Consider the following 25510-nt stretch of genomic DNA (forward strand, 5'->3'; position numbering starts at 1 on the left):
ATGATCCGAGTCGCACTCGTCGACGACCAGGCGCTCGTGCGCCGCGCCTTCTCCCTGATGCTGAGCGTGGAGGACGACCTCGAACTCGTCGGGCAGGCGGCCGATGGGCAGGCGGCCGTCGAGCTCGCCACCGCCACCTCCCCCCACGTCATGCTGATGGACATCGAGATGCCGCGGATGAACGGGCTCGAGGCCACCCGCGCCGTGCGCGCCGCGGGCGACACCCAGGTGATCATCCTGACCACCTTCGACCGCGACGACTACCTGTTCGAGGCCCTCGACGCGGGGGCCGCCGGGTTCCTGCTCAAGAACTGCGAACCTGAGCGCCTGCTGGAGGCCATCCGCACCGTCGCCGACGGCGGGGCGCTGCTCGCGCCGGAGGTCACCCGCCGCGTCATCGAGCAGGCCGTGCAGGTCGTGCACCACATCACCGAACCCCATCCTGCCGTCGGGCGGTTGACCCAACGGGAGCTGGATGTGCTGGCCGCCCTGGCGCAGGGGCTGAGCAACGCGGAGATCGCGCGCGACCTGTATGTGAGCGAGGCCACCGTGAAGAGCCACGTCTCCAGCTGCCTCGCAAAGCTCGGCGTGCGGGACCGGGTGCAGGCCGTCATCTTCGCGTTCGAGCATGGCCTGACCCGATCTCATCCGAAGGGATGAGGGCTGCCGACGAAGATGTGGCCGCGCGGGCGATGTCCTGACAACCGGACATCCGGCAGGCTGGTGCCATGCTCGAAATCCACTCTGTCACCCGAACATTCGGTGATCTCACGGCCCTGAACGACGTGTCGTTCAGCGTCCCCGACGGCCGGTTCACCGGCTTCGTCGGCGGTAACGGCGCCGGCAAGACCACCACCATGCGCATCATCATGGGGGTGCTGTCCCCCACCTCCGGCGAGGTGCTGTGGAACGGCCACCCCATCACCGCCGAGGACCGCGCACAGTTCGGCTACATGCCGGAAGAGCGTGGGCTCTACCCGAAGCAGCCCATCCTCGGGCAGCTCGCCTACCTCGGGGAGCTCCACGGCATGACCGCCGCGGACGCCAAGGCCGCGGCCCGGCAGCTGCTGGAGCGGTTCAACCTGGGCGAACGGACCGGCGACAAGCTGGAGAAGCTCTCGCTGGGCAACCAGCAGCGGGTCCAGATCGCCGGCGCGGTGATCGCCTCACCCAAGGCCCTCGTGCTGGACGAGCCGTTCAGCGGTCTCGACCCTGAGGCGGTCGACGAGATGTTCGCGCTGCTGACGGAGTTCACCAAGCGCGGCGTGCCGGTGCTGTTCTCGTCGCACCAGCTCGAGTTGGTGGAGCGGTTGTGCCACCAGATCGTGATCCTGCGCAAGGGAGAGGTGATCGCCTCCGGCAGCGTCGAAGCGCTGCGCTCGGCCGGCCCCAAGCACCACCGGATCCTGGCCGGCGCGGACCTGGGCTGGCTCCGCCACGAGGGCGGCGTCACCGTCATCGACCTCGACGGCCCCCAGGCGGAGGTCGCCTTCGCCGACGACAGCGTGGCCCAGCGCGTGCTGGCCGAGGCCATCTGCCGCGGCAGCGTCCATTCCTTCGGGCCGATCGTGCGGCCCCTCAGCGAGTACTACCGAGAGGTTTCCCGATGACCGACACCCCCCGCACCCGTACGGCACCCTGGGTCATCGTCGCCAAGCGCGAGATCATGGTGCAGCTGACGGACCGCGCCTTCTGGATCGGCACGCTCACCACCATCGTCCTCATCGCGCTCGGCTTCATCTTCGGCGGCCTGCTCGGGGGCGATTCCTCAGAGACCAAGGTGGCCGTGTCCTCCGACGCCGCCGCCACCGTCGTGGCGATGGCGCAGGAGCAGGGCAGCGGCAACTACACCGCCCTGCGCGTGCCGGAGGCCGACGTCATGACCGCCGTCGACGAGGGCGATGCCTCGGCCGCGCTGACCCACTCGGCGGCCGACGGCTGGAAGCTCACCGTCAAGGACCTGTTCGAGGCACCGGACCTCAGCGCCGCCGTCGCTGACTACCAGCTGGGCGTCAACGCCGCCGAGCACAACCTGGATCTGGCCGCGATCCGAGCGGGCACCGAGCTCGAACTGGTGACGATGGAGGACGAGGAGGGCCAGGGCATGGCGGTCATCATCTCGACCATCGCCTTCGCCCTGCTGTTCATGATGTCGGCGATGACGTTCGGCATGCAGATCGCCAACTCCGTGGTCACGGAGAAGGAGTCGCGCATCGTCGAGATCCTCGCCGCAGCCATCCCCACCCGGCAGTTGCTCCTCGGCAAGGTGGTGGGGAGCACCATCATGGCGCTGGCCCAGGTGGTCCTGATCGCCACCACGGCACTCGTCGGCCTCTCGCTGTCCGAATGGAGCGGCATGGTGGGTCTCGTCACGCCCGTCGTCGGCTGGTTCGTGTTGTTCTTCCTGGTCGGCTTCGCGTCGTTGGCGTGCCTGTGGGCCGCTGCGGGCGCCATGGCGACCCGCCACCAGGACCTCAACCAGACCACGACGCCCCTGATGACGATCGTGATGCTGGTCTACATGGCCGGTTTCCTCGCACGTGGCGACGTGGCGCACGTCCTCAGCTACGTGCCGATCGCCTCCACCGTGTCGATGCCCGGCCGCCTCCTCAGCGGGGAGTCCACCTGGCTCGACGCCGGTCTGGCGATGGTCGTCGCGGTGGCGTTCATGGCCCTGTGCATCTGGCTCGGCTCGAAGATCTACCGCCGGGCCCTCATGCAGACCGGCTCCGTCCTGTCCTGGAAGGATGCCCTGCGGCGCCAGGCCGCCTGAGGCTCTTCCCCGGACAACAAGCAAGAAGCCCGCCCCCGGCAGGGGGCGGGCTTCTCGTCGTTTCAGGAGCGGGTGGGCTCAGTGCTTGTAGTCACCGCGGTAGAACTCGAGGACCCAACCGGAGGTGGCCCAGATGCCCAGCCCGAGGAACAGAATGGTGATCCAGGCCTGGTGCAGCGCGGGGCCGAGGCAGATGCCGGCGGTGACGACCGCGGCCCAGAAGGGCCAGATCGACTTCGGGGCGAAGAAGCCCATGTCGCCGGCGCCCTCGATGACGTCGGCCTCCGCACGATCCTCAGGGCGTGCGTCGAAGTTGCGCGCCTGGAGCGTGAGGAAGGCCGCGATGAAGCCGCCGAGGAGGCCGGTGGCGCCCAGCACGAACGTGCCGGCGATCTCGTTCGACACGAACCAGTAGATGGGCGTGACGAGCGCGAAGAAGACGAAGATGAACCAGAAAGAGTACTTCTCGGGCTTCACTTGGCGGAACCTTCCAGCTCGGGATCGTGCGTGTCATCGTCGAGCAGTTCGCCCGGGTCATCGTGGTGGCGGGCTGCCAGCTCCGGACGGGCCGCATCCAGCGCGGGGCTGTTGGACCGCACGCGGGGCAGCGAGTCGAAGTTGTGACGCGGCGGCGGGCAGGAGGTGGCCCACTCGAGCGAGCGGCCCCAGCCCCACGGGTCGTTGACGTTGACCAGCGGTGCCTTGCGGGTGATCCACACGTTCCAGAGGAACGGCAGCATCGAGACACCGAGCAGGAACGCGCCGAACGTCGACAACTGGTTCAGGAAGGTGAAACCCTCCCAGGCGCCATAGTCTGCGATGCGCCTCTGCATGCCCCCGACGCCCAGCCAGTGCTGGACGAGGAAGGTGGTGTGGAAGCCGATGAAGAGGGTCCAGAAGTGGATCTTGCCCCAGGTCTCGTTGAGCATCCGGCCGGTGAACTTCGGCCACCAGTAGTAGAAGCCGGCGAACATCGCGAAGACGACGGTGCCGAACAGCACGTAGTGGAAGTGGGCCACGACGAAGTAGGTGTCCGTGACCTGGAAGTCCAGTGCGGGAGAAGCCAGGATGATGCCCGTCAGGCCGCCGAAGAGGAACGTGACGAGGAACCCGATGGCGAAGGACATGGACGTGTTCAGCGTCAAGGATCCTCGCCAGATCGTGCCCACCCAGTTGAAGAACTTCACGCCGGTGGGCACCGCGATGAGGAACGTCATGAAGGCGAAGAACGGGAGGTTCACCGCGCCGGTGGCGAACATGTGGTGGGCCCAGACGGACACCGAGAGCGCGCCGATCGCCAGCGTGGCGAACACGAGGCCGTAGTAGCCGAAGACCGGCTTGCGGCTGAAGGCGCTGAGCACCTCCGTGATCACGCCGAAGAACGGCAGGGCGATGATATAGACCTCGGGGTGGCCGAAGAACCAGAACAGGTGCTGCCACAGGATGGGGCCACCGGACGACGGGTCCAGCACGTGCGAACCCAGCACACGGTCTGACTCGAGCACGAGGAGGCCGACGGCGAGCACGGGGAACGCGATGAGCACCATGATGGAGGTGACCAGGATGTTCCAGGAGAAGATCGGCATGCGGAACATGGTGAGACCGGGCGCCCGCATGGTGATGACGGTGGTGATGAAGTTCACCGCGCCCAGGATCGACGAGAGACCCAGCAGGTAGAGGCCCATGATCCAGAGGTCGTGGCCCATGCCCGGCGAGTGGATCGAGTTCGACAACGGCGCGTAGGCGAACCAACCGAAGCTGGCAGCACCACCGGGCATCACGAAGCCGGTGCAGGCCATCACCGCGCCGAACACGTACAGCCAGAAGGCGTAACCGTTCATGCGCGGGAAGGCCACGTCGGGGGCCCCGAGCTGCAGCGGCAGGATGGCGTTGGCGAACCCGGAGAACATCGGGGTGGCGAACATCAGCAGCATGATCGTGCCGTGCATGGTGAAGAACTGGTTGAACGTCTCGTAGTTCATGTAGTCCATGCCGGGGCTGGCCAACTCGGCACGGATGCCGAGGGCGAGCACGCCACCGATCATGAAGAAGATGAAGGCGGTGACGAAGTACATGTTGCCGATGACCTTGTGGTCGGTCGTCGTCAGGTACTTCATGACGCGGGCACCGAGGCGGTGCGACTCCACCCCGACGGGCGCCTGCGCCGCGTCGGTGACGGTGGTGCGTTGGGTGACTGTGAAGCTACTCACTTCTGCTCCTCAGGTGCGGTGGTCTGGAGGACCGCCTGCTTGGCTGGTTCGAGCTTGCGCTCACCGGCGTTACCGCTCTCTGCCAGCTCGCGAATCTTGGCTTCGTACTCCTCTTCGGAGACCACGTGCACCTTGAACAGCATCAGCGAGTGGAACTCGCCGCACAGTTCGGCGCACTTCCCGTCGTAGGTGCCGAGCTTGTTCGGCGTGGCGTCGAAGGAGTTGAGATGGCCGGGGATGACGTCCAACTTGAAATAGAACGAGGGGACCCAGAACGAGTGGATGACGTCTGCCGAGTTGAGGTTGAACCGCACCCGCTTGTTCACGGGCAGGTACAGGTCCGGGATCCTCTCCAGGGTGCCGATCTCGTGGGCAACGCCGACCTCGGGGTTGCCCTCCTCCATGTAATTGAAGGTCCAGGACCACTTCTGCCCGATGACGTTGATCACGACATCCGGCTCGGTCTCCTGCTCGACCATCGCGTCCTGCGCCTTGATCGTGTAGAAGAACAGCACGCCGACGATCAGGAACGGCACCAGCGTGTACAGCAGTTCCAGCGGCAGGTGGTAAGTGGTCTGGCGGGGCGCCGGGGCGTCGCCCTCACGGCGGCGGTACCGGATGATCGCCCAGATGATCAGACCCCAGACGATGCCACCGACGGCGAACGACGCGATCCACGCTCCGAGCCACAGGTTGCCGACGTTGGGGGCCTGCTCCGTTGCGGCCTCCGGCAGGCCCAGGCGCGCGGCGCCTTCAGAGCATGCTGTCAGGGCGACCAGCGCCACGGGGAGCCCAGCTGCCAGGGCCCCTCGGACCCATCGTCTCGACGGCGCAGATTTGCCACTCACAAGTTGCCCTTCCGTTCTACCTTTTCGGGCCCCTGTCCCCCGTCGGGAGAGCCGGGACCTGCACTGCTGCAGCCACCTTAACGCATAAAAGCCACCCCGGGTGATGCGTCTCCAGCGGGGTGGCGTAGAATCGCGCGACTCGCGCGCGACTGGTATATGCGAGGCTCAGTGGAACGAGTCGCCGCAGGCGCACGAGCCGCCGGCGTTCGGGTTGTCGATCGTGAAGCCCTGCTTCTCGATCGAGTCCATGAAGTCGATGCTCGCACCGCCCAGGTAGGGGGCGCTCATCTTGTCGGTGACGACGGTGACGCCGTCGTAATCAGTGGCCACGTCGCCGTCGAGCGAGCGGTCGTCGAAGTAGAGCTGGTAACGGAGGCCGGAGCAGCCACCGGGCTGCACGGCGATCCGCAGCGAGAGGTCATCGCGGCCCTCAGCGTCGAGCAGGGCGCGAACCTTCTGCACGGCGACATCGGTGAGGACAACGCCCTGAGTGGTCTGAGTATCGGTCACGGCTGTTTCTCCAAGTGGTTGGGTGAAGTGAGTCCTCGCCGATTCTACGCCGGACTTGCCGGAAACCCCAGAGCACCGTCCGCCCCCGGGATTCGCCTCCGGCGAACTACCAGGCCCAAGAGGCGGCGAGCCTGCTCGCGGCGGCCGCGAGTTCCTCCGGCGTCGACTCGTCCTCGGCCGCACCTTCGCGCAGCGCGTGGGCGGTTTCGAGCCCGGCGATCCGCAGTTCACGCGACGACACGTAGTTGCGGCCCGCAATGGCGATGGCCGGACGCAACTGCTCCTCCGCCCAGCTGACGACCTTCTTCACGACGGGACCACCGACGGCGTGGAACTCCATCAGTTCGGCCCCCGTGACCACCAGGTCTGCCTGCGCCAGCGTGCCCGCGAGCCCGTAGCGCTCGGCCAACCAGGTGAGCGGGTCCAGCACGCGGCCCCCGAGGGCGGTGACGATGAGTCCCACGCCCCCGGCCGCGCCGGCACCCGGGCCCTGTTCCAGGCCCAGCTCGGCCAGCCACCTCTCGGCGCGCGCGTCGAAGGTGAGGACCTCCTGGAGCGTGGCGCCGGCAGAACGCAGGGCAGTGGATGCGTGGCCTTCGAGGCCGGTCAGCGGCCGACTCACCTGGTCTGCGGGGACCAGCGCGACCAGTTGCCTGCCTGCCCAGGCGGCCCGGCCCGCGACGAGGCCCTCCACCGGGTCGTCGGCGAAGCGCGCCAGGATGGCGGCGCCGAGGTCGTCGACCTGGCAGCCGGTGAGGTCCAGGACCACGTCGGCCCCAGCGCCCGGGCGCGACAGCGCCTCCGAGACGTCGGCCGTGGTGGGGGCGCTGATGAACAGCGCCTCGGGAGCCGCGATAGCGGCCGCCTCGGCGAGGGCCTCGCCGTCGACCCCGAGGGGAACGACTGCGACCTGGGCCCCCTTGGCCGCGAAACCGCCCGCGATGGTTTCCGACGCGACGCGTGGCGTGAGCCCGGCGATCGAGTCCGCGGCGACGACCACCCTCACAGGACGGAGGACTCCTCGTCGCCCTCCACCAGCTCGCCTTCGGCGTCTGGGAGGATGCCGTAGTACTCGCTGGTGGAATCGAGCAACGCCCGCACCTCTTCGAGGCTGGAATCTGTGTCCGGCAGCACGAGATCTGATTCGACGATCACGTCATCGGGCACCTCGACGCCGAGCCTGCGCACGCCCTCGCTGAGGGCCTTGAGCGCCGTCTCGAGCGCAGCTTGGTCTTCAGCGGCGACGGCATCCTCGAGCTGACGGTCGAGTTCGTTGAGTTCGATGAGGTGCTCAGGTTCCAACACCCACTGGCCCTGGCCCATGATGCGCACGATCATGCCCGGTCCCCTCCCTGGCCGGCCTCGTACACGTCCGGCGTGGCCTGCGGGGTAGCGCCCTGGGGGGCGGAGTTCAGCTCCGGCCGCGCGGCGGGACCGCCGGTGAGTTCGGCCTTCATCCGGGCCAGCTCACCCTCGACCGACGAATCCGCGGCCAGGGCATCGAGCTCGCGGGTGATGTCGTCGCGCACGGTGCCGGTGGGGTCGTCGAGCGCACCGGTGGCCAGCAGCTCGTCGACGGCGGACGCACGGGCCTGCAGCTGGAGGGTCTTGTCCTCGGCCCGCTGGATGGCCAGGCCGATGTCGCTCATCTCCTCCGAGATGCCGGTGAAGGCCTCGTTGATGCGGGTCTGCGCCTCGGCGGCCGAGTAGGTGGCCTTGATGGTCTCCTTGCGGGTGCGGAATGCGTCCACCTTGGCCTGCAGGCGGGAGCTGGCGCGCACCAGCTTCTCCTCTTCGCCCTGCAACTGGGCGTGCTGCGCCTGGAGGTCTTCGAGCTGCGACTGGAGACCGGCCTTGCGGGTCAGCGCCTCGCGGGCCAGGTCCTCACGGTTCGACTCGAGCGCACGCTGGGCGGCCGACTGTAGCCGCTCCACTTCGGAGTTCATCTTGGCGGCCTGCAGCTCGACCCGCTTGCGGCTGGTGGCCACATCAGCGACGCCACGGCGCACGTTCTGCAGGAGTTCGAGTTGCTTCTGGTACGAGTAGTCGAGCGTCTCGCGAGGGTCTTCGTACTTGTCGAGCGCCTTATTGGCCTTCGATTTGAAGACCAGAGCGATGCGTTCAAAAATGCTGGCCACGAGGTGTCCTTCCGGGAACGTGCGGTGTTCAACCTTGAGGTTAGCGCGCATCCGGTCGCAGGACAGCCCTACGTCCCCCTGAGCTGACCCTGAACCCCGCGTGCGGCCCGGTATGATGGCTGCCGAACCCCTCCGATCAGAAGGACTCCCCACCGTGGCCCTCTTCCGCCCCTACGAGCGCAAGCAATCGACGTCGACCGACCGCATGGCGACGCTGACCCCGAAGGGCGCCAAGGCTGCGGCGAAGGCCGAGAAGTCCGTGAAGGCGCCAGAGACGACGCAGGCCACGCCCGTCGTCGACACCCCGGCCGAGAAGATCAGGGTCACGCGCAAGAAGGAGGGTGCCACCCTCAGCCGTCGACAGGCCGAGGCGGCCCGCATGGAGCGGCTCCACCCCACCCTCTCAGCCAAGCAGCAGCGCAAGGCGGACGCCCGCGCCCGCCAGGAGAGCCGGATGGACGCCTGGGAACGGACGGAGAACTCGCCTGCGCGCCAGCTCGTCCGCGACTATGTCGACACCCGCTGGACCGTGGCGGAGTTCATGCTGCCCGCCATGATCCTGGTGATGGCCGGCGTGATGATCACGATGCAGAACCCGGTGCTGTCCAGCTACATCGCGATGGGCCTCTGGGTGCTCCTCGCCATCACCATCATCAACGTTGCCATCATGTGGCGCGGCTTCAAGAAGCTGTTGGCGGAGCGCCACCCGGGCGAGCCGAAGCGCGGCCTGCTGGTCTACATGTTCAACCGCTCGCTGATGATCCGCCGCTTCCGCCAGCCTGGCCCGCGCGTCAAGCGCGGCGACACCATCTGAGCCGGTGCCCCGATGAGCTACCGCTGGCAACCCGCGTCCGGCACCTACGCCGAATCAGAACTGGCAGCCGCAGACCTGCTCAAGACCTTCGAGGACCAGGCAGCGGCCGAGGCGTGGCTCACCCTGTTCTTCGACGACCTGCTGGACCAGGGTGTGTCAGAGGTGAGCCTCTACGAGGAGGACCGCCTCGTGTACGGCCCCATGTCGCTCAATCCCTGACGGCATCCTGCTCGGCGGCCTTCAGATCCTGGCGCAGCAGCCAGCCACCGAAGACGGCCATCCCCAACCCCGTGGCGATCGCGAACGGCACCTGGCTGCGCGCCTCGGCCACCCTGTCCTCGTAGGTCTGCACCCGGCTCGTGCGCTCGTCGGTCCGGCTGGAGTAGTGGCACACGTCCCCCGGACCCATCTCGACTCCGCGGCACAGCATCGTCGGCGACACCCAGGACGAGACGCCCCACGCCACGATGATGACCCCCGCAGCGATGAAGGCCCACAGCCCGACACGTTTCATGCGGGACAAGGTAGCAGCCTGCAAACCCGACAAGCTCGTTGGCTAGGCTGGCGGGCGTGACTGAACTGTGCCCTGACCTCTCCCTGTCCACCTCCCTGCCCAAGCACACCGACGCGGTGCTCCTGGGCATGGCGACCATCAACCAGGACGAACCGGCCCTCGTCGGCCTGCTCCCCGCCCTGAACAAGGCCTATCAGAAGGCCTACGGCGGCACGGTCACGGCCATGGCCGGCGCGCTCGGCGCCTCGGCCAAGGAGGGCTGCGTCGTCGCACTGCCCGCCGTCAACGGCACCCGGGTCTTCGTGGTGGGCCTCGGCAGCGCCGACGTGACGCCCGACGGGGTGCGCAACGCCGCCGGCAACGGGCTGCGCGCCATCGCCGCGCTCCCGGACGTGGCAGACCTTTCCGTCGCCGTGTCCCTCGAACTCTCGGATCCGGAACTCATCCAGGCCGCCGGCGAGGGGGCGCTGCTCGGCGCCTACCGCTTCAAGGCCATCACCGCGGAGCCCGCAGCATCGACGGTGGCGTCGGTGACGCTGGTGTCGGCGGTGACGAGCGCCGCGGCCAAGGCCGCCGTCGGCACCGCCGCCATCGTGTCGGAGGCGGTGTGCCAGGCGCGCACCTGGACCAACACTCCCCCGAACCTGCTGTACCCGGAGACGTTCGCGGAGGCGGCGCGCGGCTATCTGAAGGACCAGAAGGTCGCCGTCGAGGTCCTCGACGAGAAGGCCCTGGAAAGGGGCGGCTACGGCGGCATCCTGGCCGTCGGCGGCGGTTCGGTGCGCAAGCCGCGGCTCGTGCGCATGTCCTACGCGCCCCGCGGCGCGACCGCCCACCTGGCGCTCGTCGGCAAGGGCATCACGTTCGACTCCGGTGGCCTCGACATCAAGCCGGCCGGTCAGATGGCCGGCATGAAGTACGACATGTCCGGCGCCGCTGCCGTCATCGCCGCCTTCCACGCCATCGCCGCCTCGGAGCTGAAGATCAAGGTCACGGCCTACGCCGCGCTGGCGGAGAACCTCCCGTCGGGCAGCTCCTACCGCTCCAGCGACGTGCTCACCATGTTCGACGGCCAGACGGTCGAGAACTACAACACGGACGCCGAAGGCCGCCTCGTGATGGCCGACGCGATCGGGCGCGCGGCCCAGGATGCTCCGGACCTCATCGTCGACGTCGCGACGCTGACCGGGGCCTGCATGGTGGCCCTGGGACTGCGCACCGGCGGCCTCATCACCAACGGTGAGCCGACCTCCGACGTGGTGCTGGACGCTGCCGAGTCCGCCGGAGAGGACTTCTGGGAGCTGCCTCTGAACGAGTACGTGCGCGGACTGCTGAAGAGCAACGTCGCGGACCTGCGTTCCGGCGCCTCCAACCGGTGGGGCGGGGCGCTCGTGGCCGGCGCCTTCCTGGAGCGCTTCGTGCCGGAAGGCATGGGATGGGCCCACCTCGACATCGCCGGGCCGGCCGAGAACCCGGAAGAGGCCTACGGCTGCACGCCGAAGGGCGGCACGGGCGTCGGCGTGCGCACGCTGGTGGCACTCGCCAGGCAGATGGCGGGCTGATCAGCCCCACCCGGTGAGGGCGCCGGCTGGTCTACCGGAGACCGTCGGCGGCCCGCCGGGCCTGCTTGGCCCGCAGGCCGTACTCGCGCATCCGCTTGGGGTACGGCACCACCCCGGCGTCGTAGCACGGGATGTGGTGCTGCTCTGCGAACGCGTAGCCGTACTCGGCGCTGGGCACGCCGCGACGGGTGGACTCACCGTCGGCGGCCACCAGCAGGATCGACGGCTTGTTTAACGAGGTGGGTTGCTCCACCCACGCCTCGACGCCGCGGCGGCTGATGACGAAGGCGCTCAGGTGCTCGAAGAGCGCGTCGGCGACCTTCTTCGAGTCGCGCGCAACCTCAGCCTGCTTCTTCTTGCGTCCGAACCATCCCACGCCTGCCATTATGCCCAGTGGGCGGTAACGGGAGGGCAACACCCGGCAGGGACGTGGAAGACTGGCACCCATGACGCATCCGTTCGATCTCGCCATCCTCGGTGCCGGCTCCGCCGGCTACGCCTGCGCCCTGCGGGCCGCCCAACTGGGCCTGCGAGTGGCACTGTTCGACGACACCCCGGTCGGCGGCACCTGCCTCCACCGCGGCTGCATCCCGGCGAAGGCCTGGCTGCAGGCGGCCAAGGTGCGCAGCACCGTGGCCAAGGCTGACGCCTTCGGCATCGGGGCCACCCTCGGCGACACCGACGTCCCCGCGCTCCGCCGCTACGTCGACGGCGTCATCAAACCGCTGCACAAGGGCCTGGCCGGCCTCATCGCGGCGCGCGGCATCACCCTCATCCAGGAACGCGGCGTCGTCACGATGGACGACGACGGCCCCGGCATCGACGTCGGCGACGCGCACTACCGGGCACGGGCGGTGGTCGTGGCCACCGGCGCGGCCCCCATCACCCTCGGGCTGCCCGTCGACGGCGAGCGCATCCTCACCAGCGACCATGCCCTCCGCCTCAGTTCGCTGCCCGGCTCAGCCATCGTGCTGGGCGGCGGCGTCATCGGCGTCGAATTCGCGTCGTTGTGGACGGATCTGGGCGTGAAGGTCACGCTCGTCGAGGCGCTGGACCGGCTGCTGCCCGGCGAGGAGCCGGCGCACTCGAGCATCCTCAAGGCTGAGCTGATGAGCCGCGGGATCGACGTTCGGCTCGGCGCGCCCCTCACCGACGTCGAGGTGGGCGAGACAGTCAGTGGCCGGGTCGGCGACGACCAGGTCCGGGCCGACGTCCTGCTGGTCGCCGCGGGACGCAGGCCGGCCACCGCCGGGCTGGGCCTCTCCGAGGCCGGCGTCCGGATCGAGGACACCGGGCACGTCGCCGTCGATGAGTTCTTCCAGACCTCGGCCCGCGGGATCTTCGCGGCCGGCGACCTGGTGGCGGGCCCCCAGTTGGCCCACCGCGGTTACGCGCACGGCCTGTTCCTCGCGGAGCGGATCGCGCAGTTGCAGGGCAGGCACGCCAGCCGGCCCACTCCCCCGCGGGACCGTGACATCCCCCGCATCACCTACTCCACCCCGCAGGTCGCCTCGGTCGGCCTGACCGCCGAGCAGGCGGGGCCCGACGCACAGGTCGTGGACTACCCCCTGTCCGGCAACGGCCGCAGCCGCATCCTCCACGCGCCCGGTGTCCGCGACAGCGGCAGGGTCCGGCTGGTGCGCGAGCCCGACGGCGCCATCGTCGGCGTGCACCTCGTCGGCGACGACGTCGGCGAACTGATCGGCGAGGGCGCACTGCTCGTGGGCTGGCAGGCCACGCCCGAGGATGTCGCCGGAATCGTTCATGCGCACCCCACCTTGGGCGAGTCCATCGCGGAGGCCAACTGGGCACTCGCTGGTCGGCCACTGCACATGCATGCCTGAATTGCCATATAGGGTGGAAACACTCACGGTACGCAAAGGAGCCACAACCACATGTCAACCGAAGTCACCCTCCCCGCACTGGGCGAATCCGTCACGGAAGGCACCATTTCTCGCTGGTTGAAGGCGGTCGGAGACACCGTCGAGGCCGACGAGCCGTTGCTCGAAGTCTCCACCGACAAGGTCGACACCGAGATTCCCAGCCCGGTTGCGGGCACCCTGCTCGAGATCCGCTTCGAGGAAGATGACGTGGCTGAGGTCGGTGCCGTGCTGGCCGTCATCGGCGACGCAGGCGAATCGCCCGCAGCGAGCGACGAGGCTCCCGCTGCCGAGGCCGCCCCCGAGCCGCAGCCCGAACCCGAACCCGAACCCCAGGCCGCCGAAGAGGAGCCCGTCGAAGCCGCTGTTCCGGCTGAAGACCAGCAGTCCCCCGCCGCGTCCGCAGCACCTGCCGCCGCCGGTCCCACCTCCGGCACCGAGGTGACCCTCCCCGCCCTGGGCGAGTCCGTCACCGAGGGCACCATCTCCCGCTGGCTCAAGGCCGTGGGCGACGCGGTGGAGGCGGATGAAGCGCTCCTCGAGGTCTCCACGGACAAGGTCGACACCGAGATCCCCAGCCCTGTGGCGGGCACCCTGCTCGAGATCCGCTTCCAGGAGGATGAGACGGCCAACGTGGGCGACGTGCTCGCCATCGTTGGCGACGCGTCGGCCCAGGCGGCCGCTCCGGCACCGGAGGCTGCTCCCGCGCCGCAGGCCCAGCCCGAGCCCGAGCCCGAGCCCGAGCCGAAGCCCGAGCCCGAACCGCAGGCCCAGCCCGCTCCCCAGGCCAAGCCGGCCAAGGAAGAGCCGAAGCAGGAGCACTCCGCTGCTGTTGAGGCCGCGGTCGCGCGTCGCGCCGCCGAGGCATCGGGCGACGGCACCTACGTGACCCCGCTCGTGCGCAAGCTGGCGAAGGAGCACGGCGTGGAGCTCAACTCCGTGAAGGGCACCGGCGTCGGCGGTCGCATCCGCAAGCAGGACGTCCTCGACGCGGCCCAGGCGGCAAAGGCCGCGCCGGCACCCGCTGCAGAGGCCCCGAAGGCCGCTGCTGCTCCCGCCGCCAAGGCAGCCCCCGCTTCCACCGAGCAGGTCCGCGGCACCACGGAGAAGCTGTCGCGCCTGCGCAAGGTGATCGCCGCCCGCATGGTGGAATCGCTGCAGACCTCCGCGCAGCTCACGGCCACCGTCGAGGTGGACCTCACCGCGATCAGTCACCTGCGCAACCAGGTCAAGGCAGACTTCAAGCGTCGTGAAGGCGCTTCGCTGTCCTACCTACCGTTCATCACGATGGCCGCGGTGGAGGCGCTCAAGCAGTTCCCGATCGTCAACGCCACCATCGATGTCGAGGCAGGAACCATGACCTACGCTGACGGCGAACACGTCGGCATCGCGGTCGACACCGATCGCGGTCTGCTGGTTCCCGTCATCAAGGAGGCCGGCAACCTGAACCTCACCGGCCTGGCCAAGAAGATCGGTGACCTCGCTGCCCGCACCCGCAACGGCCAGGTCGGCCCTGACGAGCTGTCCGGTGGTTCCTTCACCATCACGAACTACGGTTCCGCAGGCACGCTCTTCGACACCCCGATCGTGAACCAGCCCCAGGTCGCCATCCTCGGCACCGGCGCGCTGGTGAAGCGTCCGGTCGTGGTCGAGGACCGCTTCGGCGCCGAGTCCATCGCCATCCGCCACATGATGTACCTGTCGCTCAGCTACGACCACCGCCTCATCGACGGTGCCGTGGCCGCGCGCTTCCTCTCCGCTGTGAAGGAGCGTCTGGAAGACGGCGACTTCGGCGGCGAATTCGGCATCTGACAGTTCCCCTGAGACAGAGACCCCCGGCCTTGGCCGGGGGTCTCTGCGTCTGGTTGGATGACGCTCGTGTTCATCGGGATCGGTACGGTCGTCAACGTCGCCACTGTGGTGGTCGGCTCTCTGATCGGGCTGGCCCTCGGAAACCGCATCCCTGAGCGCACGAAGGACACCGTCACCTCCGTGCTGGGCCTGTTCACCATGGTTCTCGGCGGGTTCTCCGTCGTGGCGATGAACAGCGACGCGCTCACCTCCGCCGTCGGTAGGTCAGCGATGATCGTGGTGCTGGCCGCGCTGCTGCTCGGCACCCTGCTCGGCTCCTGGTTGCGGGTGGAGGACCGGCTGGAGCAGGGCGCGCACTGGATCCGCTCCAGGTTCAGGGGCGCGGGCGACGAGAACCGCTTCGTCGACGGGCTGGTGGTGTCCACCCTCGTCTTCTGCGTGGGGCCACTCACGATTCTGGGCTCGATCTCCGACGGTCTGGGCCGCGGGGCCGATCAACTGCTGGTCAAGGCCACGCTGGACGGTTTCGCCGCCATGGCGTTCGCCTCAACGCTGGGATGGGGCGTCCTCGCCTCCGCGGCCGCGGTGGGCGTCCTCCAAGGCTCGCTCACGGCGCTGGGCTACTTCGCCGGCGACATCCTCACCGTCGCGCAGGTCGACGCCCTGACCGCCGCGGGCGGCGTGATCCTGCTGGGTCTGGGCCTGCGGCTGCTCGGCCTGAAGCAGGTCCCCGTCGGTGACCTCCTCCCCGCGTTGCTGCTCGCGCCCGTGTTCACCTGGGCTGCGGGCCTTCTCTGAGGCGTAGTATCGCTGCGTGTTGACGTTCGAGTACCGCGGCCTCGGGGACGAACCCAGGCTCAGCGACTACCAGGAGACCTGGGACTACCAACGTGCCGTGCACGCCGAAGTCGCCGCAGCCGCGCGGCCGGGCCACGTCATCTACGTCGAGCATCCGCCGGTCTACACCGCCGGCCGCCGCACCAAGCTCACTGACTACCCCAAGGACGGCACGCCGGTCGTCCCCGTGGACCGCGGGGGTGAGATCACCTACCATGGGCCCGGCCAGCTCGTCGGCTACCCCATCGTGCACCTGCCGGACGGAGTCGGGGTCGTGGACCACGTGCGCGCCATCGAGGGCGCCGTCATCGACCTGCTCGACACCTACGGCATTTCGTCTGGGCGCGTCGAGGGCCGCACCGGGGTGTGGTTGGCATCCTCAGGGGACAGGCCGGAGCGCAAGATCTGCGCCATCGGCGTGCGGGTGTCCCAGCGCACCTCGCTCCACGGCTTCGCGTTGAACGTGCTGAGTTCCGCTGAGCGGTTCGGTAACATCGTCCCCTGCGGCATAGCGGACGCCGGCGTCACCTCGATCGTCGAGGAAGCACCGGGGGCCTGGTCCGTCAGCGCCGTGGCGCACGATCTTGAGCCTTTCCTCCGTGGTCGCCTCCGCCACACCTAGCCGCGCACCGGTGAGCCGGAGTAACGTCCTGACCATCCCCAACGAGAGGGGCCGCCATATATGACTCGAATCGCGCTAGTTATCTTCGGATACGCCGCCACGGCAGCGCTCGTGTGGGCGTTCCTCACCCTGCAGACACACCCACAACCTCCCGGCGCCTGGCTGCGTTGGGTGGTGCTGCTGGCGATGGGGCCGTCCCTGTTCCGATATTCGGTGCAACTCGTGCTCGCGCCGCTCTACGAGGTGATCATGGCACGCCGACGCCGCCGCCAGGGTGCCCGGTGCATGGTGCGGCGGCCGTCGGTCAGCGTGCTGGTGCCCGCCTGGAACGAAGAGGTGGGGATTGAGGCCACCGTGCGCTCCGTCCTCGCCAGCGACTATCCGGATCTCGAACTCGTCGTCGTCGACGACGGTTCGACCGACCGCACCGCTGAGGTGATGCTGCGCCTGGTGCGCGAGCACGAGGAATCGCGCCGCCCTGGTCGGCTCGTGTTCCGTTCGCTCCCCAACGCCGGCAAATCCCGCGCCATGAACACCGCGCTGACTCTGTCCAGCGGCGACCTGATCATCACCGTCGACGCCGACAGCGTCGTGGAACCTGATGCCGTCAGGGAGATCGTGCGGCTCTACGACGACCCCCAGGTGATGTCGGTGGCTGGCAACGTCAAGATCGGCAATCACAAGTCTGCCATCGGCCTCCTCCAGCAGTTCGAGTACCTCTACGCGTTCTTCTTCAAGAAGGCCGACTCCCTGCTCAACGCCGTATACATCGTCGGCGGGGCCGCGGCCTCCTACCGGCGAAGCATCATCGACACGCTGGGTGGCTTCGACGAGACGATCATCACCGAGGACATCGAGATGTCCACCAGGATCCAGGACGCTGGCGGCAAGGTGCAGTACACCCCGAGGGCCGTGATCTGGACGGAGGGCGCCTCAGACGTGGCGGGCCTGGCCGGGCAGCGCCTGCGCTGGAAGTACGGCCGCCTCATCACGTTCTGGCGCTACCGCTGGATGTTCCTCAGCATCGCGCCTCGGCACAACCTGTGGCTGTCCTGGCTGGTGATGCCGGTGACCGTGATCGCCGATCTGCTGCTGCTCCTCGAGCCGTTGCTGCTGGCGCTCATCGTGGCGTACACGTGGGTGAGCCACGACTTCCTGCCGATCATCGTCTACGCCGCCCTGCTCGCGGTGGTCATCGTCTTCCAGGTGCTGACCGACGTGCGCCGTCGGCAGAGCCTCAACCTGCTCCTGGTCGCGCCGATCGCCTGGCTGCTGATCTATTTCATCGACGCGATCGAGTTCCAGGCGCTCACCCGCAGTCTCCTGCGCATCTCGCAACGACAGGGGCTCGACTGGCAGCGCTGGGAACGCTCCGGTGTCTTCAGCGGAGCACCAGTTCCGAACCTTCCACCGCCGGTCGTCGAGTCGACAACAGCACCGCGGCGAGCAGCAGCAGCGCGCCGAGGAGCCCCGCCGGACTCAGTCGCTCCCCCAGAACCAGGAACGCCAGCGCGGAGCCGGTGACCGGTTCGAGCAGCGCGACCATCACGCCAGTCGTCGACGTCTGGGAACGCAGACCTCTGAGATAGGCCAGGTACGCGAAGGCCGAGGGGATCAGGCCGAGCAGCAGCACCAGCGCGACGGCCGACGCCGTGGGCTCGAAGGCCACGGGCTGTCCCCCGACGAACGCCATTGCGAGGACGGCGGCGCCGCCGAGGAGGAAGGCGAGACCGGTGCCCGTCACATCGTGGTAGTCGGCCACTGGACGCGCGCCCAGGACGCTGATCACGGCGAAGGCCACGCCCGCCATGAGGGCCAGGCCCGCACCGAGCAGCGCATCGCCGACCGAGACGTCGGACGGTGGGACGCCCATGAACAGCGTCAGGCCGCCCGCGGTGCAGGCGAGCGCAATCGCCAGCGGTGGGCTGAGGCGCTGGCGGCCGGCGAGCAGGTCGACGGAGAGCACCAGCACGGGTGCCGAGCCCACAGCGATCAGCGTGGCGACGGAGACGCCCAGCACGCCGACCGCGCTGAAGAAGCAGAGTTGGTAGACCGCCGAACACAGCGCCATGGCCGCCACCCGCCCCCACCCGGACCGGCTACGCGGCCACCGCAGGGTGCCGGTGCGCAGCGCCACGCCCATCAGGAGCAGCCCGCCGATGAAGATGCGGTAACCGGCGATCGCCAGGAAGCCCACCCCCGCCGTCGCGTGGAGCAGGGTGCCGAGCGTCCCGGAGGTGCCCCATGCCACCCCGGCAAGGACCAGGAGCACAATCCCGGATCGGGAGGCAACGAGGCGTAGCACGGTGACACTCTACTCACGCCCTCTCCCGGGGGGTATTACTCTGGGGGGGTGACAGCAGTGCAGCCAGACGGACGCAGACTCCTCAGAGTCGAAGCGAAGAACGCCGAGACACCGATCGAGCGGAAGCCCGCGTGGATCAAGACCACCGCCAAGATGGGCCCGAACTACCAGGATCTCCAGCAGATCGTGCGTTCGGGTGATCTCCACACCGTGTGCCAGGAGGCGGGTTGCCCCAACATCTACGAGTGCTGGGAAGACCGGGAATCCACGTTCCTCATCGGTGGGGACAAGTGCACCCGTCGCTGTGACTTCTGCCAGATCGAATCCGCCAAGCCGGAGGGTTACGACCCGGCCGAGCCGCTGCGCGTCGCCGCTTCCGTCAAGAAGATGGGCTTGCGCTACGCCACCATCACCGGCGTATGCCGCGATGACCTGCCCGACGAGGGCGCCTGGTTGTACGCGGAGACCATCCGGCAGGTCCACGGGGTCAACCCCGGCGTCGGCGTCGAGATGCTCGCGCCGGACTTCTCCGGCAAGGAGGAACTCCTCGCGCAACTCTTCGACGCACAGCCGGAGGTGTTCGCCCACAACGTCGAGACCGTGCCGCGCATCTTCAAGCGGATCCGTCCGGGCTTCCGCTACGAGCGCTCGCTCGAGGTGCTGAGGATGTCGCGCGATCGCGGGCTGGTCACCAAGTCCAACCTCATCCTGGGCATGGGCGAGACCCGCGAGGAGATCTCGGAGGCGCTGCAGGACCTGCACGACGCCGGCGCCGAGCTGATCACCATCACCCAGTACCTGCGCCCCAACGCGACGCTGCACCCCATCGACAGGTGGGTCACGCCGGAGGAGTTCGAGGAGCTGGATCAGGAGGCCCGCGAGATCGGATATTCTGGCGTGTTGTCCGGGCCGCTCGTTCGTTCTTCGTACCGAGCAGGCAGGCTGTACCGCACAGCGATGGACGCACGTAACAAGAACTGACACGAGAGGCTGTCATGGCGAAGAGCGAACGCGCGAAAGCCTTCGAGGCGAAGCAGAAGGCTGAGGCCCGCGCCGAGAAGGAGCGCAAGCGCAGTTCCACAGACCCCGCAGACTGGGGTCGTTGGCGCCAGCTTGTAGAGACCTACAAGATGAGCGCCAAGTACGACAAGGCGCTGCCCTGGCTGATGCTCGCCGGGTTCGTCGTGCCGTTCGCGCTGCTCCTGGTCGTGGGCTTCATCCTGAACCAGCCCCTCATCTGGGGCCTCGTCGGTGTGTCGGCCGGCTTCCTCGGTGCCATGGCGATCTTCGCCTGGCGGGCCCGCCGCGCCGTGTACAGCCGCTACGAGGGCCAGGCCGGCTCAGGTGAGGTGGCGCTGCAGATGCTGCCGAAGCAGTGGGTGTCTGATCCCGTCATCGCCGTGACCAAGAACATGGACGTCGTGCACCGCACACTCGGCCCCGGCGGCCTCATCCTGATCGGTGAGGGTGAAGCCGGCCGTCTGAAGCCGCTGCTGCAGGGTGAGAAGCGCAAGCATGAGCAGGTCGCCTACGGCGTCGAGGTCAAGACCATCCAGATGGGCAAGGCCGCGGGCCAGATCCCGCTGGACCAACTGGCCAGTCACATCAAGAAGATGCCCAAGGTGCTCACCCCCGCGAAGATCGGCGAGGTGCGCCAGCGCCTCCGCGCCCTGGACGCCATGCGCCCCAAGGCACCCATCCCGAAGGGCCCCATCTCGATGAAGGGCTCCCGAGCCGCCATGCGCGGCCGCTGACCTGTGGCCAACATCGTCAATCTCGAAGCCATCACGCATGGCTTCGGTACCCGCACCCTGCTCGACAACGTCTCCTGCGGCATCTCGGAGCGCGAGGTGATCGGCGTCGTCGGCCGCAACGGCGACGGCAAGACCACCCTGCTGCGGATCATGACCGGGGAACTGGAGCCAGATGCGGGGCGCGCCATCCGCGCCACCAACTCCTCCATCGGCGTGCTGCAGCAGCAGAGCGACCCCCGTCCCGGTGAAACGGTGCGCGACCGCATCGTCGGCGGTGAACCGGACCACGTCTGGGCGGCTGACGCCGGCAAACGCGGCGTCGTCGAGGCACTCCTGACCGACATCGGCTTGGAGCGGCCCCTGGATAAGTTGTCGGGTGGTGAGCGACGACGGGTCGAGCTCGTCGCGGTCCTGCTCGGCCACCACGAACTCATCGTGCTCGACGAGCCCACCAACCACCTCGACGTGGAGGCCATCGCCTTCCTGGCCGAGTATCTCCACGCCCGCACGCAGGCCGGGCTGGCCATGCTGGTGGTCAGCCACGACCGCTGGTTCCTCGACGCCGTGTGCACCCGCATCTGGGAGGTGCACGACGGCGTGATCGACGCCTACGACGGTGGTTACGCCGCGTACGTGCTCGCCCGTGTGGAACGCCAGCGGGTGGCCGCGACGAACGAGGCGCGTCGGAAGAACCTCGCGCGCAAGGAACTCGCCTGGCTGCGCCGCGGCGCCCCTGCCCGCACGTCGAAGTCGAAGTTCCGCATCGAGGCCGCTAACGTCCTGATCGCCGACGAGCCGCCGCCACGCGACAAGCTGGCGCTCGAACAGTTCGCGGTGACCCGCCTGGGCAAGGACGTGTTCGACCTCATCAACGTCGACTACACGGTGCCGGACCGCACGTTGCTCGACAGGTTGACCTGGTCGATCGGTCCGGGAGACCGGATCGGCCTGGTGGGCATCAACGGCGCGGGCAAGACCACCCTCCTCGACCTCCTGGCCGATGAACGTGACCCGGACAGCGGCAAGATCAAGCGCGGCAAGACCCTCCGGTTGGCCTACCTGTCGCAGGCCGTGGCCGAGCTCGATGAGGACGACCGCGTATTGTCGTCGGTGAAACGGTTGCGCGAGGAGACGAAGCTCGCCACCGGTCGCGACGCCTCCGCATCGTCGCTGCTGGAGGAGTTCGGGTTCACCGGCGACAAGCTCGTGGCCCGGATCGGTGACCTGTCCGGAGGGGAGCGCAGGCGGCTGCAGTTCCTGCGCCTGCTGCTGACCGAACCCAACGTGCTGCTGCTCGACGAGCCCACCAACGACCTGGACATCGACACCCTGACCGTCATCGAGGACTACCTCGACACCTGGCCGGGCACGCTGATCGTGGTCAGCCACGACCGGTACTTCCTGGAGCGCGTCACCGACGTGACCTACGCGCTGCTGGGCGACGGCACCTGCGTGCTGCTGCCGGGTGGCGTCGAGGAGTACCTGGACAGGCGACGGCGTGCCCAGGCCGCCGACGCGGCTGCAGCGCCTGGCCCCACCGGGCCCGCCACCAAGTCCGACGCCGCTGCGGAGCGTCAGCGGAAGAAGGACCTGGCGCGGCTCGAGAGCCAGCTCGGCAAGGTCGAGTCGGAGATCGTCAAGCTGCACACCGCGATGACGGAGGCGGCCAGCGACTACCCGCGGCTGGCGAAGCTCACGGCTGACCTGCAGGCTGCCGAGGCCCGCAAGGACGACCTCGAAGAGGCCTGGCTTACCGCCGCTGAGTGACCGCAAGGCGGGCCGTGACCTGGGGTGTCCCCCGGGTACGGCCCGCAACTGCTCCAGGCTCGGCCCTCAGCCCAGCACCGCACCCTTGCTGGCCGAACCCACGAGCTTCTGGTATTTACCCAGGACGCCGGTGGTGAACTTGGGCTTGATCGGGCTCCAGCCCTCCCTGCGGCGCGCGAGTTCCTCCTCATCAACCTCGAGGTCGAGCGTCATGGTGCCGACGTCGAGACGGATCTTGTCCCCGTCGCGGACGAACGCGATGGGCCCGCCGTCGGCCGCTTCCGGCGCGACGTGGCCCACGCACAACCCGGTGGTGCCGCCGGAGAACCGGCCGTCGGTGAGCAGGAGGACGGTCTTGCCGAGGTTGGCGCCCTTGATCGCCCCGGTGATGGCCAGCATCTCGCGCATGCCCGGGCCACCCTTGGGCCCCTCGTAGCGGATGACCACCACGTCGCCATCCGTGATGGTGCCGTTCTCCAGCGCATCGAGAGCGGCACGCTCACGTTCGAACACCCTGGCGGTGCCTTCGAACACATCGGTCTGGAAGCCGGCGGTCTTGACCACGGCGCCCTCCGGGGCGAGCGATCCGTGCAGGATGGTGATGCCGCCGCGCGGGGCGATGGCGTTGTCCAAGGACCGCAGCACCTTGCCGTCGGGGCGGCCGGGCGCCGACTCCTCAAGGTTCTCAGCGATGGTCTTGCCCGTGACGGTCATGCAGTCGCGGTTGATGAGCCCCGCCTCGTCGAGCACCCGCATGATGACGGGCACGCCGCCCACCCGGTCGACGTCGTTCATGACGTAGCGCCCGTAGGGCTTGAGGTCGCCCAGGTGCGGCACCTTGGCCTGCATGCGGGTGAAGTCTGCCAGCGTGAGGTCCACGTCGGCCTCGTGGGCGATGGCCAGCAGGTGAAGCACGGCGTTGGTGGACCCTCCGAACGCCATCACGACGGCGATGGCGTTCTCGAACGCCTCCTTGGTCATGATGTCCCTGGTGGTGATGCCCTGGCGCAGCATCTCGACGACGGCCTCGCCGGCCTTGAACGCCGCGATGTCGCGCCTGGGGTCGACGGCCGGCGGCGCGGCGGAGCCGGGGATCGACAGGCCCATGGCCTCTGCCACGCAGGCCATCGTGTTGGCCGTGTACATTCCGCCGCAGGCGCCCTCGCCAGGACAGATCGCCTTCTCGATCGCCGTCACGTCCTCGCGCGACATCAGCCCCCTGGCGCAGGCTCCCACCGCCTCATAGGCGTCGATGATCGTGACCTCGCGTTCCTCTCCCGACGAGAGGCGCGCCAGGCCCGGCAGGATGGATCCGGCGTAGACGTAGACGGAGGCCAGACCCAGGCGGGCGGCGGCCATCATCATGCCCGGCTCGGACTTGTCGCAACCGGCCAGCAGCACGGATCCGTCGAGGCGTTCCGCCTGCATCACGATCTCGACGGAGTCCGCAATCGTGTCGCGGGAGACGAGCGAGTAATGCATGCCGTCGTGGCCCATCGAAATGCCGTCGGAGACGGAGATGGTGCCGAATTCGAGCGGGAAACCGCCGGCCGCGAACACCCCCTCCTTGGCCTTCTTCGCGAGTCTGTCGAGGGAGAGGTTGCAGGGGGTGATCTCGTTCCAACTGGAACCCACGCCGATCTGGGGCTTGGCGAAATCGTCGTCGCTGAGGCCGACTGCACGCAACATGCCGCGGGCGGCGGTGGCTTCCAAACCGTCGGTGACCTGGCGGGAGCGGGGCTTGATGTCCGGATGCTCTTCCATTCCCGGAGTCTACGGCCCCGTCACTGCCGTTCGTCGGGCGAAGTGCCGAACCGTTGGCCCCTGTCCAGCGTGGCGATGGCGGCCATGTCGTCGTCGGTCAGCGTGAAGTGCTCCACCTCCAGGTTGCTGCGCAACCGCTCGGGGTTCGTCGACTTCGGGATGACCGCGTTGCCCAACTGCAGGTGCCACCGGATGATGACCTGCGCCGGGGTGACGCCGTGCCTGGCCGCGATGGCGCGGATCAGCGGGTCTTCCAGCACCTGCCCACGGCCCAGCGGGCTCCACGCCTGCGTGACGATGCCGTGCTCCCGGTGGTAGTTCCGGAGGCCTTCCTGTTGGAGGTAGGGGTGGAGCTCCACCTGATTCACGACGGGGGCGACCCGTGTCTCCTCGATGATCCTGCCGATGTGCTCCTCCGTGAAGTTGGACACCCCGATGGAGCGGACGCGGCCCTCCTCGCGCAACTCGATGAGGGTGCGCCACACGTCGACGTACTGGTTCCGGTTGGGTCGGGGCCAGTGGATCATGTAGACGTCGACGGCCGTGCCCAGCGCCTTCTCGGTCGCCTCGAAGGAGGCGAGCACCGCGTCCTCGTCCTGGCTCTCCTCGCCCCAGAACTTGCTGGTGACGGTGAGGAGCGAGCGGTCGATGTCGACGCGGCGAAGCGCGTTGCCCAGTTCGACCTCGTTGGCATAGAACTCGGCGCCGTCGACCAGCCGGTAGCCGGCGTCGACACCGGCGACCACCACCTCCTCCGTCTGCTCCGGCGGAACCTTGTAGAGGCCGAAGCCGAGCGCAGGCATGCGGAAACCGTCGAGGAGTTGCAGGTCGTCTGTCATGCGCCCGATTCTGCCACCGCCGGCCGGCACCCGGCTTAGACTCGGGGCATGGATCTCCATCCCGCACTGCAGCCCCTGGCAACGCTCGTCGGCGCCTGGGAGGGCGCTGGGCACGGGGAGTACCCGAGCATCCGGCCCTACGGCTACATCGAAGAGATCACGTTCACCAACATCGGCAAGCCGTTCCTGGAGTACCGGCAGCGGACCTGGAATTCGGACAACGCGCTGATGCACGTGGAGACGGGCTACCTGCGACTCCCCTCCCCGGACAGGGTGGAGTTCGTGTTGGCGCTGCCCACCGGCCAGGTGGAGCTCGCCGAAGGACATCTCACGGTGGCGGACGGTGTCGTGCAGCTCTACCTGGAGGGCAGGATCCTCAACTCCTCGACGGCGAAGACCGTCAACGCGTCCGCCCGCCGCTACTCCCTCATCGACGACGAACTGGCCACCAGCTTCGACATGGCCGCCGGGGAATACCCCCTGCAGCGTCACCTGACCTCTGAACTGACCCGCACCAGGTAGCGGCGATCCCGCCAAGCGGGACCGGCCCCCTCCGGCGCT

At 68.4% G+C, this 25510-nt stretch carries 26 protein-coding genes and 1 pseudogene; 15 read left to right on the forward strand and 12 right to left on the reverse strand.

Translation table 11 applies throughout. The features are described from left to right. The first annotated feature begins 3 nt into the window (after positions 1-3). The 3 genes from ACZK4S_RS00560 to ACZK4S_RS00570 all read left to right on the forward strand — a co-directional run bounded on the left by ACZK4S_RS00560 (position 4) and on the right by ACZK4S_RS00570 (position 2773). The gene (locus ACZK4S_RS00560; RefSeq protein WP_198928186.1) at positions 4-660 is read left to right on the forward strand and encodes a response regulator; all 657 of its coding nucleotides are present in this window, start codon (positions 4-6) and stop codon (positions 658-660) included. Between the two features lie 68 nt (positions 661-728). After that, complete coding sequence (locus ACZK4S_RS00565; RefSeq protein ID WP_076058181.1) at positions 729-1610, forward strand: ABC transporter ATP-binding protein; 882 nt, start codon at positions 729-731, stop codon at positions 1608-1610. Further along, positions 1607-2773 carry an ABC transporter permease gene (locus ACZK4S_RS00570; protein WP_076058178.1) on the forward strand — a complete coding sequence of 389 codons (1167 nt, stop codon included), beginning with the start codon at positions 1607-1609 and terminating at the stop codon, positions 2771-2773. Before ACZK4S_RS00565 ends, ACZK4S_RS00570 begins: the two co-directional genes overlap by 4 nt. Before the next feature lie 78 nt (positions 2774-2851). Here the strand turns inward: ACZK4S_RS00570 and ctaF are convergent, their stop codons facing one another. From ctaF to ACZK4S_RS00605, 7 genes are all read right to left on the reverse strand, one after another. Further along, positions 2852-3250, reverse strand: a complete 399-nt coding sequence (gene ctaF / locus ACZK4S_RS00575) for an aa3-type cytochrome oxidase subunit IV (RefSeq protein ID WP_076058177.1) — start codon at positions 3248-3250, stop codon at positions 2852-2854. Continuing rightward, the gene (gene ctaD / locus ACZK4S_RS00580; RefSeq protein WP_143570871.1) at positions 3247-4890 is read right to left on the reverse strand and encodes an aa3-type cytochrome oxidase subunit I; all 1644 of its coding nucleotides are present in this window, start codon (positions 4888-4890) and stop codon (positions 3247-3249) included. Before ctaD ends, ctaF begins: the two co-directional genes overlap by 4 nt. Before the next feature lie 89 nt (positions 4891-4979). After that, positions 4980-5831 carry an aa3-type cytochrome oxidase subunit II gene (gene ctaC, locus ACZK4S_RS00585; RefSeq protein ID WP_463643055.1) on the reverse strand — a complete coding sequence of 284 codons (852 nt, stop codon included), beginning with the start codon at positions 5829-5831 and terminating at the stop codon, positions 4980-4982. Between the two features lie 165 nt (positions 5832-5996). Beyond that, positions 5997-6341, reverse strand: coding sequence for a HesB/IscA family protein (locus tag ACZK4S_RS00590; RefSeq protein WP_076058174.1), 345 nt, complete (start codon positions 6339-6341; stop codon positions 5997-5999). 106 nt (positions 6342-6447) lie between these two features. Further along, positions 6448-7347, reverse strand: coding sequence for a glycerate kinase (locus ACZK4S_RS00595; RefSeq protein ID WP_158069016.1), 900 nt, complete (start codon positions 7345-7347; stop codon positions 6448-6450). Continuing rightward, positions 7344-7679 (reverse strand): PspA-associated protein PspAA, encoded by a 336-nt coding sequence (gene pspAA / locus ACZK4S_RS00600; protein WP_463643056.1) that lies wholly within the window; start codon positions 7677-7679, stop codon positions 7344-7346. Before pspAA ends, ACZK4S_RS00595 begins: the two co-directional genes overlap by 4 nt. After that, positions 7676-8479, reverse strand: a complete 804-nt coding sequence (locus tag ACZK4S_RS00605) for a PspA/IM30 family protein (protein WP_463643057.1) — start codon at positions 8477-8479, stop codon at positions 7676-7678. Before ACZK4S_RS00605 ends, pspAA begins: the two co-directional genes overlap by 4 nt. A gap of 154 nt (positions 8480-8633) precedes the next feature. Between ACZK4S_RS00605 and ACZK4S_RS00610 the strand changes: the two genes are divergently transcribed. Together ACZK4S_RS00610 and ACZK4S_RS00615 are read left to right on the forward strand one after the other, a co-directional pair. Then, positions 8634-9293, forward strand: a complete 660-nt coding sequence (locus tag ACZK4S_RS00610; RefSeq protein WP_076058167.1) for a DUF3043 domain-containing protein — start codon at positions 8634-8636, stop codon at positions 9291-9293. Positions 9294-9305: 12 nt separating this feature from the next. After that, positions 9306-9512 (forward strand): hypothetical protein, encoded by a 207-nt coding sequence (locus tag ACZK4S_RS00615; protein ID WP_076058164.1) that lies wholly within the window; start codon positions 9306-9308, stop codon positions 9510-9512. Here ACZK4S_RS00615 and ACZK4S_RS00620 read toward each other — a convergent pair. Continuing rightward, on the reverse strand, positions 9502-9807 hold the full coding sequence (locus ACZK4S_RS00620) for a hypothetical protein (RefSeq protein ID WP_463643058.1): 306 nt from the start codon (positions 9805-9807) through the stop codon (positions 9502-9504). The two genes, ACZK4S_RS00615 and ACZK4S_RS00620, sit on opposite strands and share 11 nt — an antisense overlap. A 47-nt stretch (positions 9808-9854) precedes the next feature. Here ACZK4S_RS00620 and ACZK4S_RS00625 point away from each other — a divergent pair, with 47 nt between their 5' ends. Next, a complete protein-coding gene (locus ACZK4S_RS00625; RefSeq protein ID WP_463643411.1) occupies positions 9855-11369 on the forward strand; it encodes a leucyl aminopeptidase in 1515 nt (504 codons plus the stop codon). Between the two features lie 31 nt (positions 11370-11400). Here the strand turns inward: ACZK4S_RS00625 and ACZK4S_RS00630 are convergent, their stop codons facing one another. After that, the gene (locus tag ACZK4S_RS00630; RefSeq protein WP_463643059.1) at positions 11401-11745 is read right to left on the reverse strand and encodes a hypothetical protein; all 345 of its coding nucleotides are present in this window, start codon (positions 11743-11745) and stop codon (positions 11401-11403) included. A 70-nt stretch (positions 11746-11815) separates the two neighbouring features. Between ACZK4S_RS00630 and ACZK4S_RS00635 the strand changes: the two genes are divergently transcribed. The 5 genes and pseudogenes from ACZK4S_RS00635 to ACZK4S_RS00655 all read left to right on the forward strand — a co-directional run. Beyond that, the gene (locus tag ACZK4S_RS00635) at positions 11816-13213 is read left to right on the forward strand and encodes a dihydrolipoyl dehydrogenase (RefSeq protein ID WP_076058159.1); all 1398 of its coding nucleotides are present in this window, start codon (positions 11816-11818) and stop codon (positions 13211-13213) included. Positions 13214-13264: 51 nt separating this feature from the next. Further along, positions 13265-15061, forward strand: coding sequence for a 2-oxoglutarate dehydrogenase, E2 component, dihydrolipoamide succinyltransferase (sucB, locus tag ACZK4S_RS00640; protein ID WP_463643060.1), 1797 nt, complete (start codon positions 13265-13267; stop codon positions 15059-15061). Positions 15062-15118: 57 nt separating this feature from the next. Further along, positions 15119-15859, forward strand: coding sequence for a DUF554 domain-containing protein (locus ACZK4S_RS00645; RefSeq protein WP_463643061.1), 741 nt, complete (start codon positions 15119-15121; stop codon positions 15857-15859). A gap of 16 nt (positions 15860-15875) precedes the next feature. Next, a complete protein-coding gene (gene lipB / locus ACZK4S_RS00650; RefSeq protein ID WP_143570827.1) occupies positions 15876-16520 on the forward strand; it encodes a lipoyl(octanoyl) transferase LipB in 645 nt (214 codons plus the stop codon). 249 nt (positions 16521-16769) lie between these two features. After that, a pseudogene (locus ACZK4S_RS00655) lies at positions 16770-17663 on the forward strand (glycosyltransferase family 2 protein); the annotation flags it as partial. Positions 17664-17901: 238 nt separating this feature from the next. On the opposite strand, the gene ACZK4S_RS00660 reads toward ACZK4S_RS00655, so the two are convergent. After that, positions 17902-18825, reverse strand: a complete 924-nt coding sequence (locus tag ACZK4S_RS00660) for a DMT family transporter (RefSeq protein ID WP_076058149.1) — start codon at positions 18823-18825, stop codon at positions 17902-17904. A gap of 48 nt (positions 18826-18873) precedes the next feature. Between ACZK4S_RS00660 and lipA the strand changes: the two genes are divergently transcribed. From lipA to ACZK4S_RS00675, 3 genes are read left to right on the forward strand one after another with little or no spacing between them, the layout of a single operon-like run. Then, positions 18874-19806, forward strand: coding sequence for a lipoyl synthase (gene lipA, locus ACZK4S_RS00665; protein WP_076058146.1), 933 nt, complete (start codon positions 18874-18876; stop codon positions 19804-19806). 14 nt (positions 19807-19820) lie between these two features. Next, positions 19821-20579 (forward strand): DUF4191 domain-containing protein, encoded by a 759-nt coding sequence (locus tag ACZK4S_RS00670; protein WP_076058144.1) that lies wholly within the window; start codon positions 19821-19823, stop codon positions 20577-20579. Positions 20580-20582: 3 nt separating this feature from the next. Beyond that, positions 20583-22346: an ABC-F family ATP-binding cassette domain-containing protein gene (locus ACZK4S_RS00675; protein ID WP_463643062.1), complete on the forward strand. Its 1764-nt coding sequence runs from the start codon at positions 20583-20585 to the stop codon at positions 22344-22346. Positions 22347-22412: 66 nt separating this feature from the next. Here ACZK4S_RS00675 and ilvD read toward each other — a convergent pair whose 3' ends face one another. Both ilvD and ACZK4S_RS00685 read right to left on the reverse strand, forming a co-directional pair. After that, entirely contained in the window at positions 22413-24110 is a 1698-nt protein-coding gene (gene ilvD, locus ACZK4S_RS00680) for a dihydroxy-acid dehydratase (protein ID WP_076058138.1), read from the reverse strand. A gap of 20 nt (positions 24111-24130) precedes the next feature. Next, on the reverse strand, positions 24131-24949 hold the full coding sequence (locus ACZK4S_RS00685) for an aldo/keto reductase (RefSeq protein ID WP_463643063.1): 819 nt from the start codon (positions 24947-24949) through the stop codon (positions 24131-24133). 48 nt (positions 24950-24997) lie between these two features. Between ACZK4S_RS00685 and ACZK4S_RS00690 the strand changes: the two genes are divergently transcribed. Next, on the forward strand, positions 24998-25471 hold the full coding sequence (locus tag ACZK4S_RS00690) for a heme-binding beta-barrel domain-containing protein (protein WP_463643064.1): 474 nt from the start codon (positions 24998-25000) through the stop codon (positions 25469-25471). Positions 25472-25510: the final 39 nt, after the last annotated feature.

The organism is Tessaracoccus zhenghani, assembly GCF_055326325.1.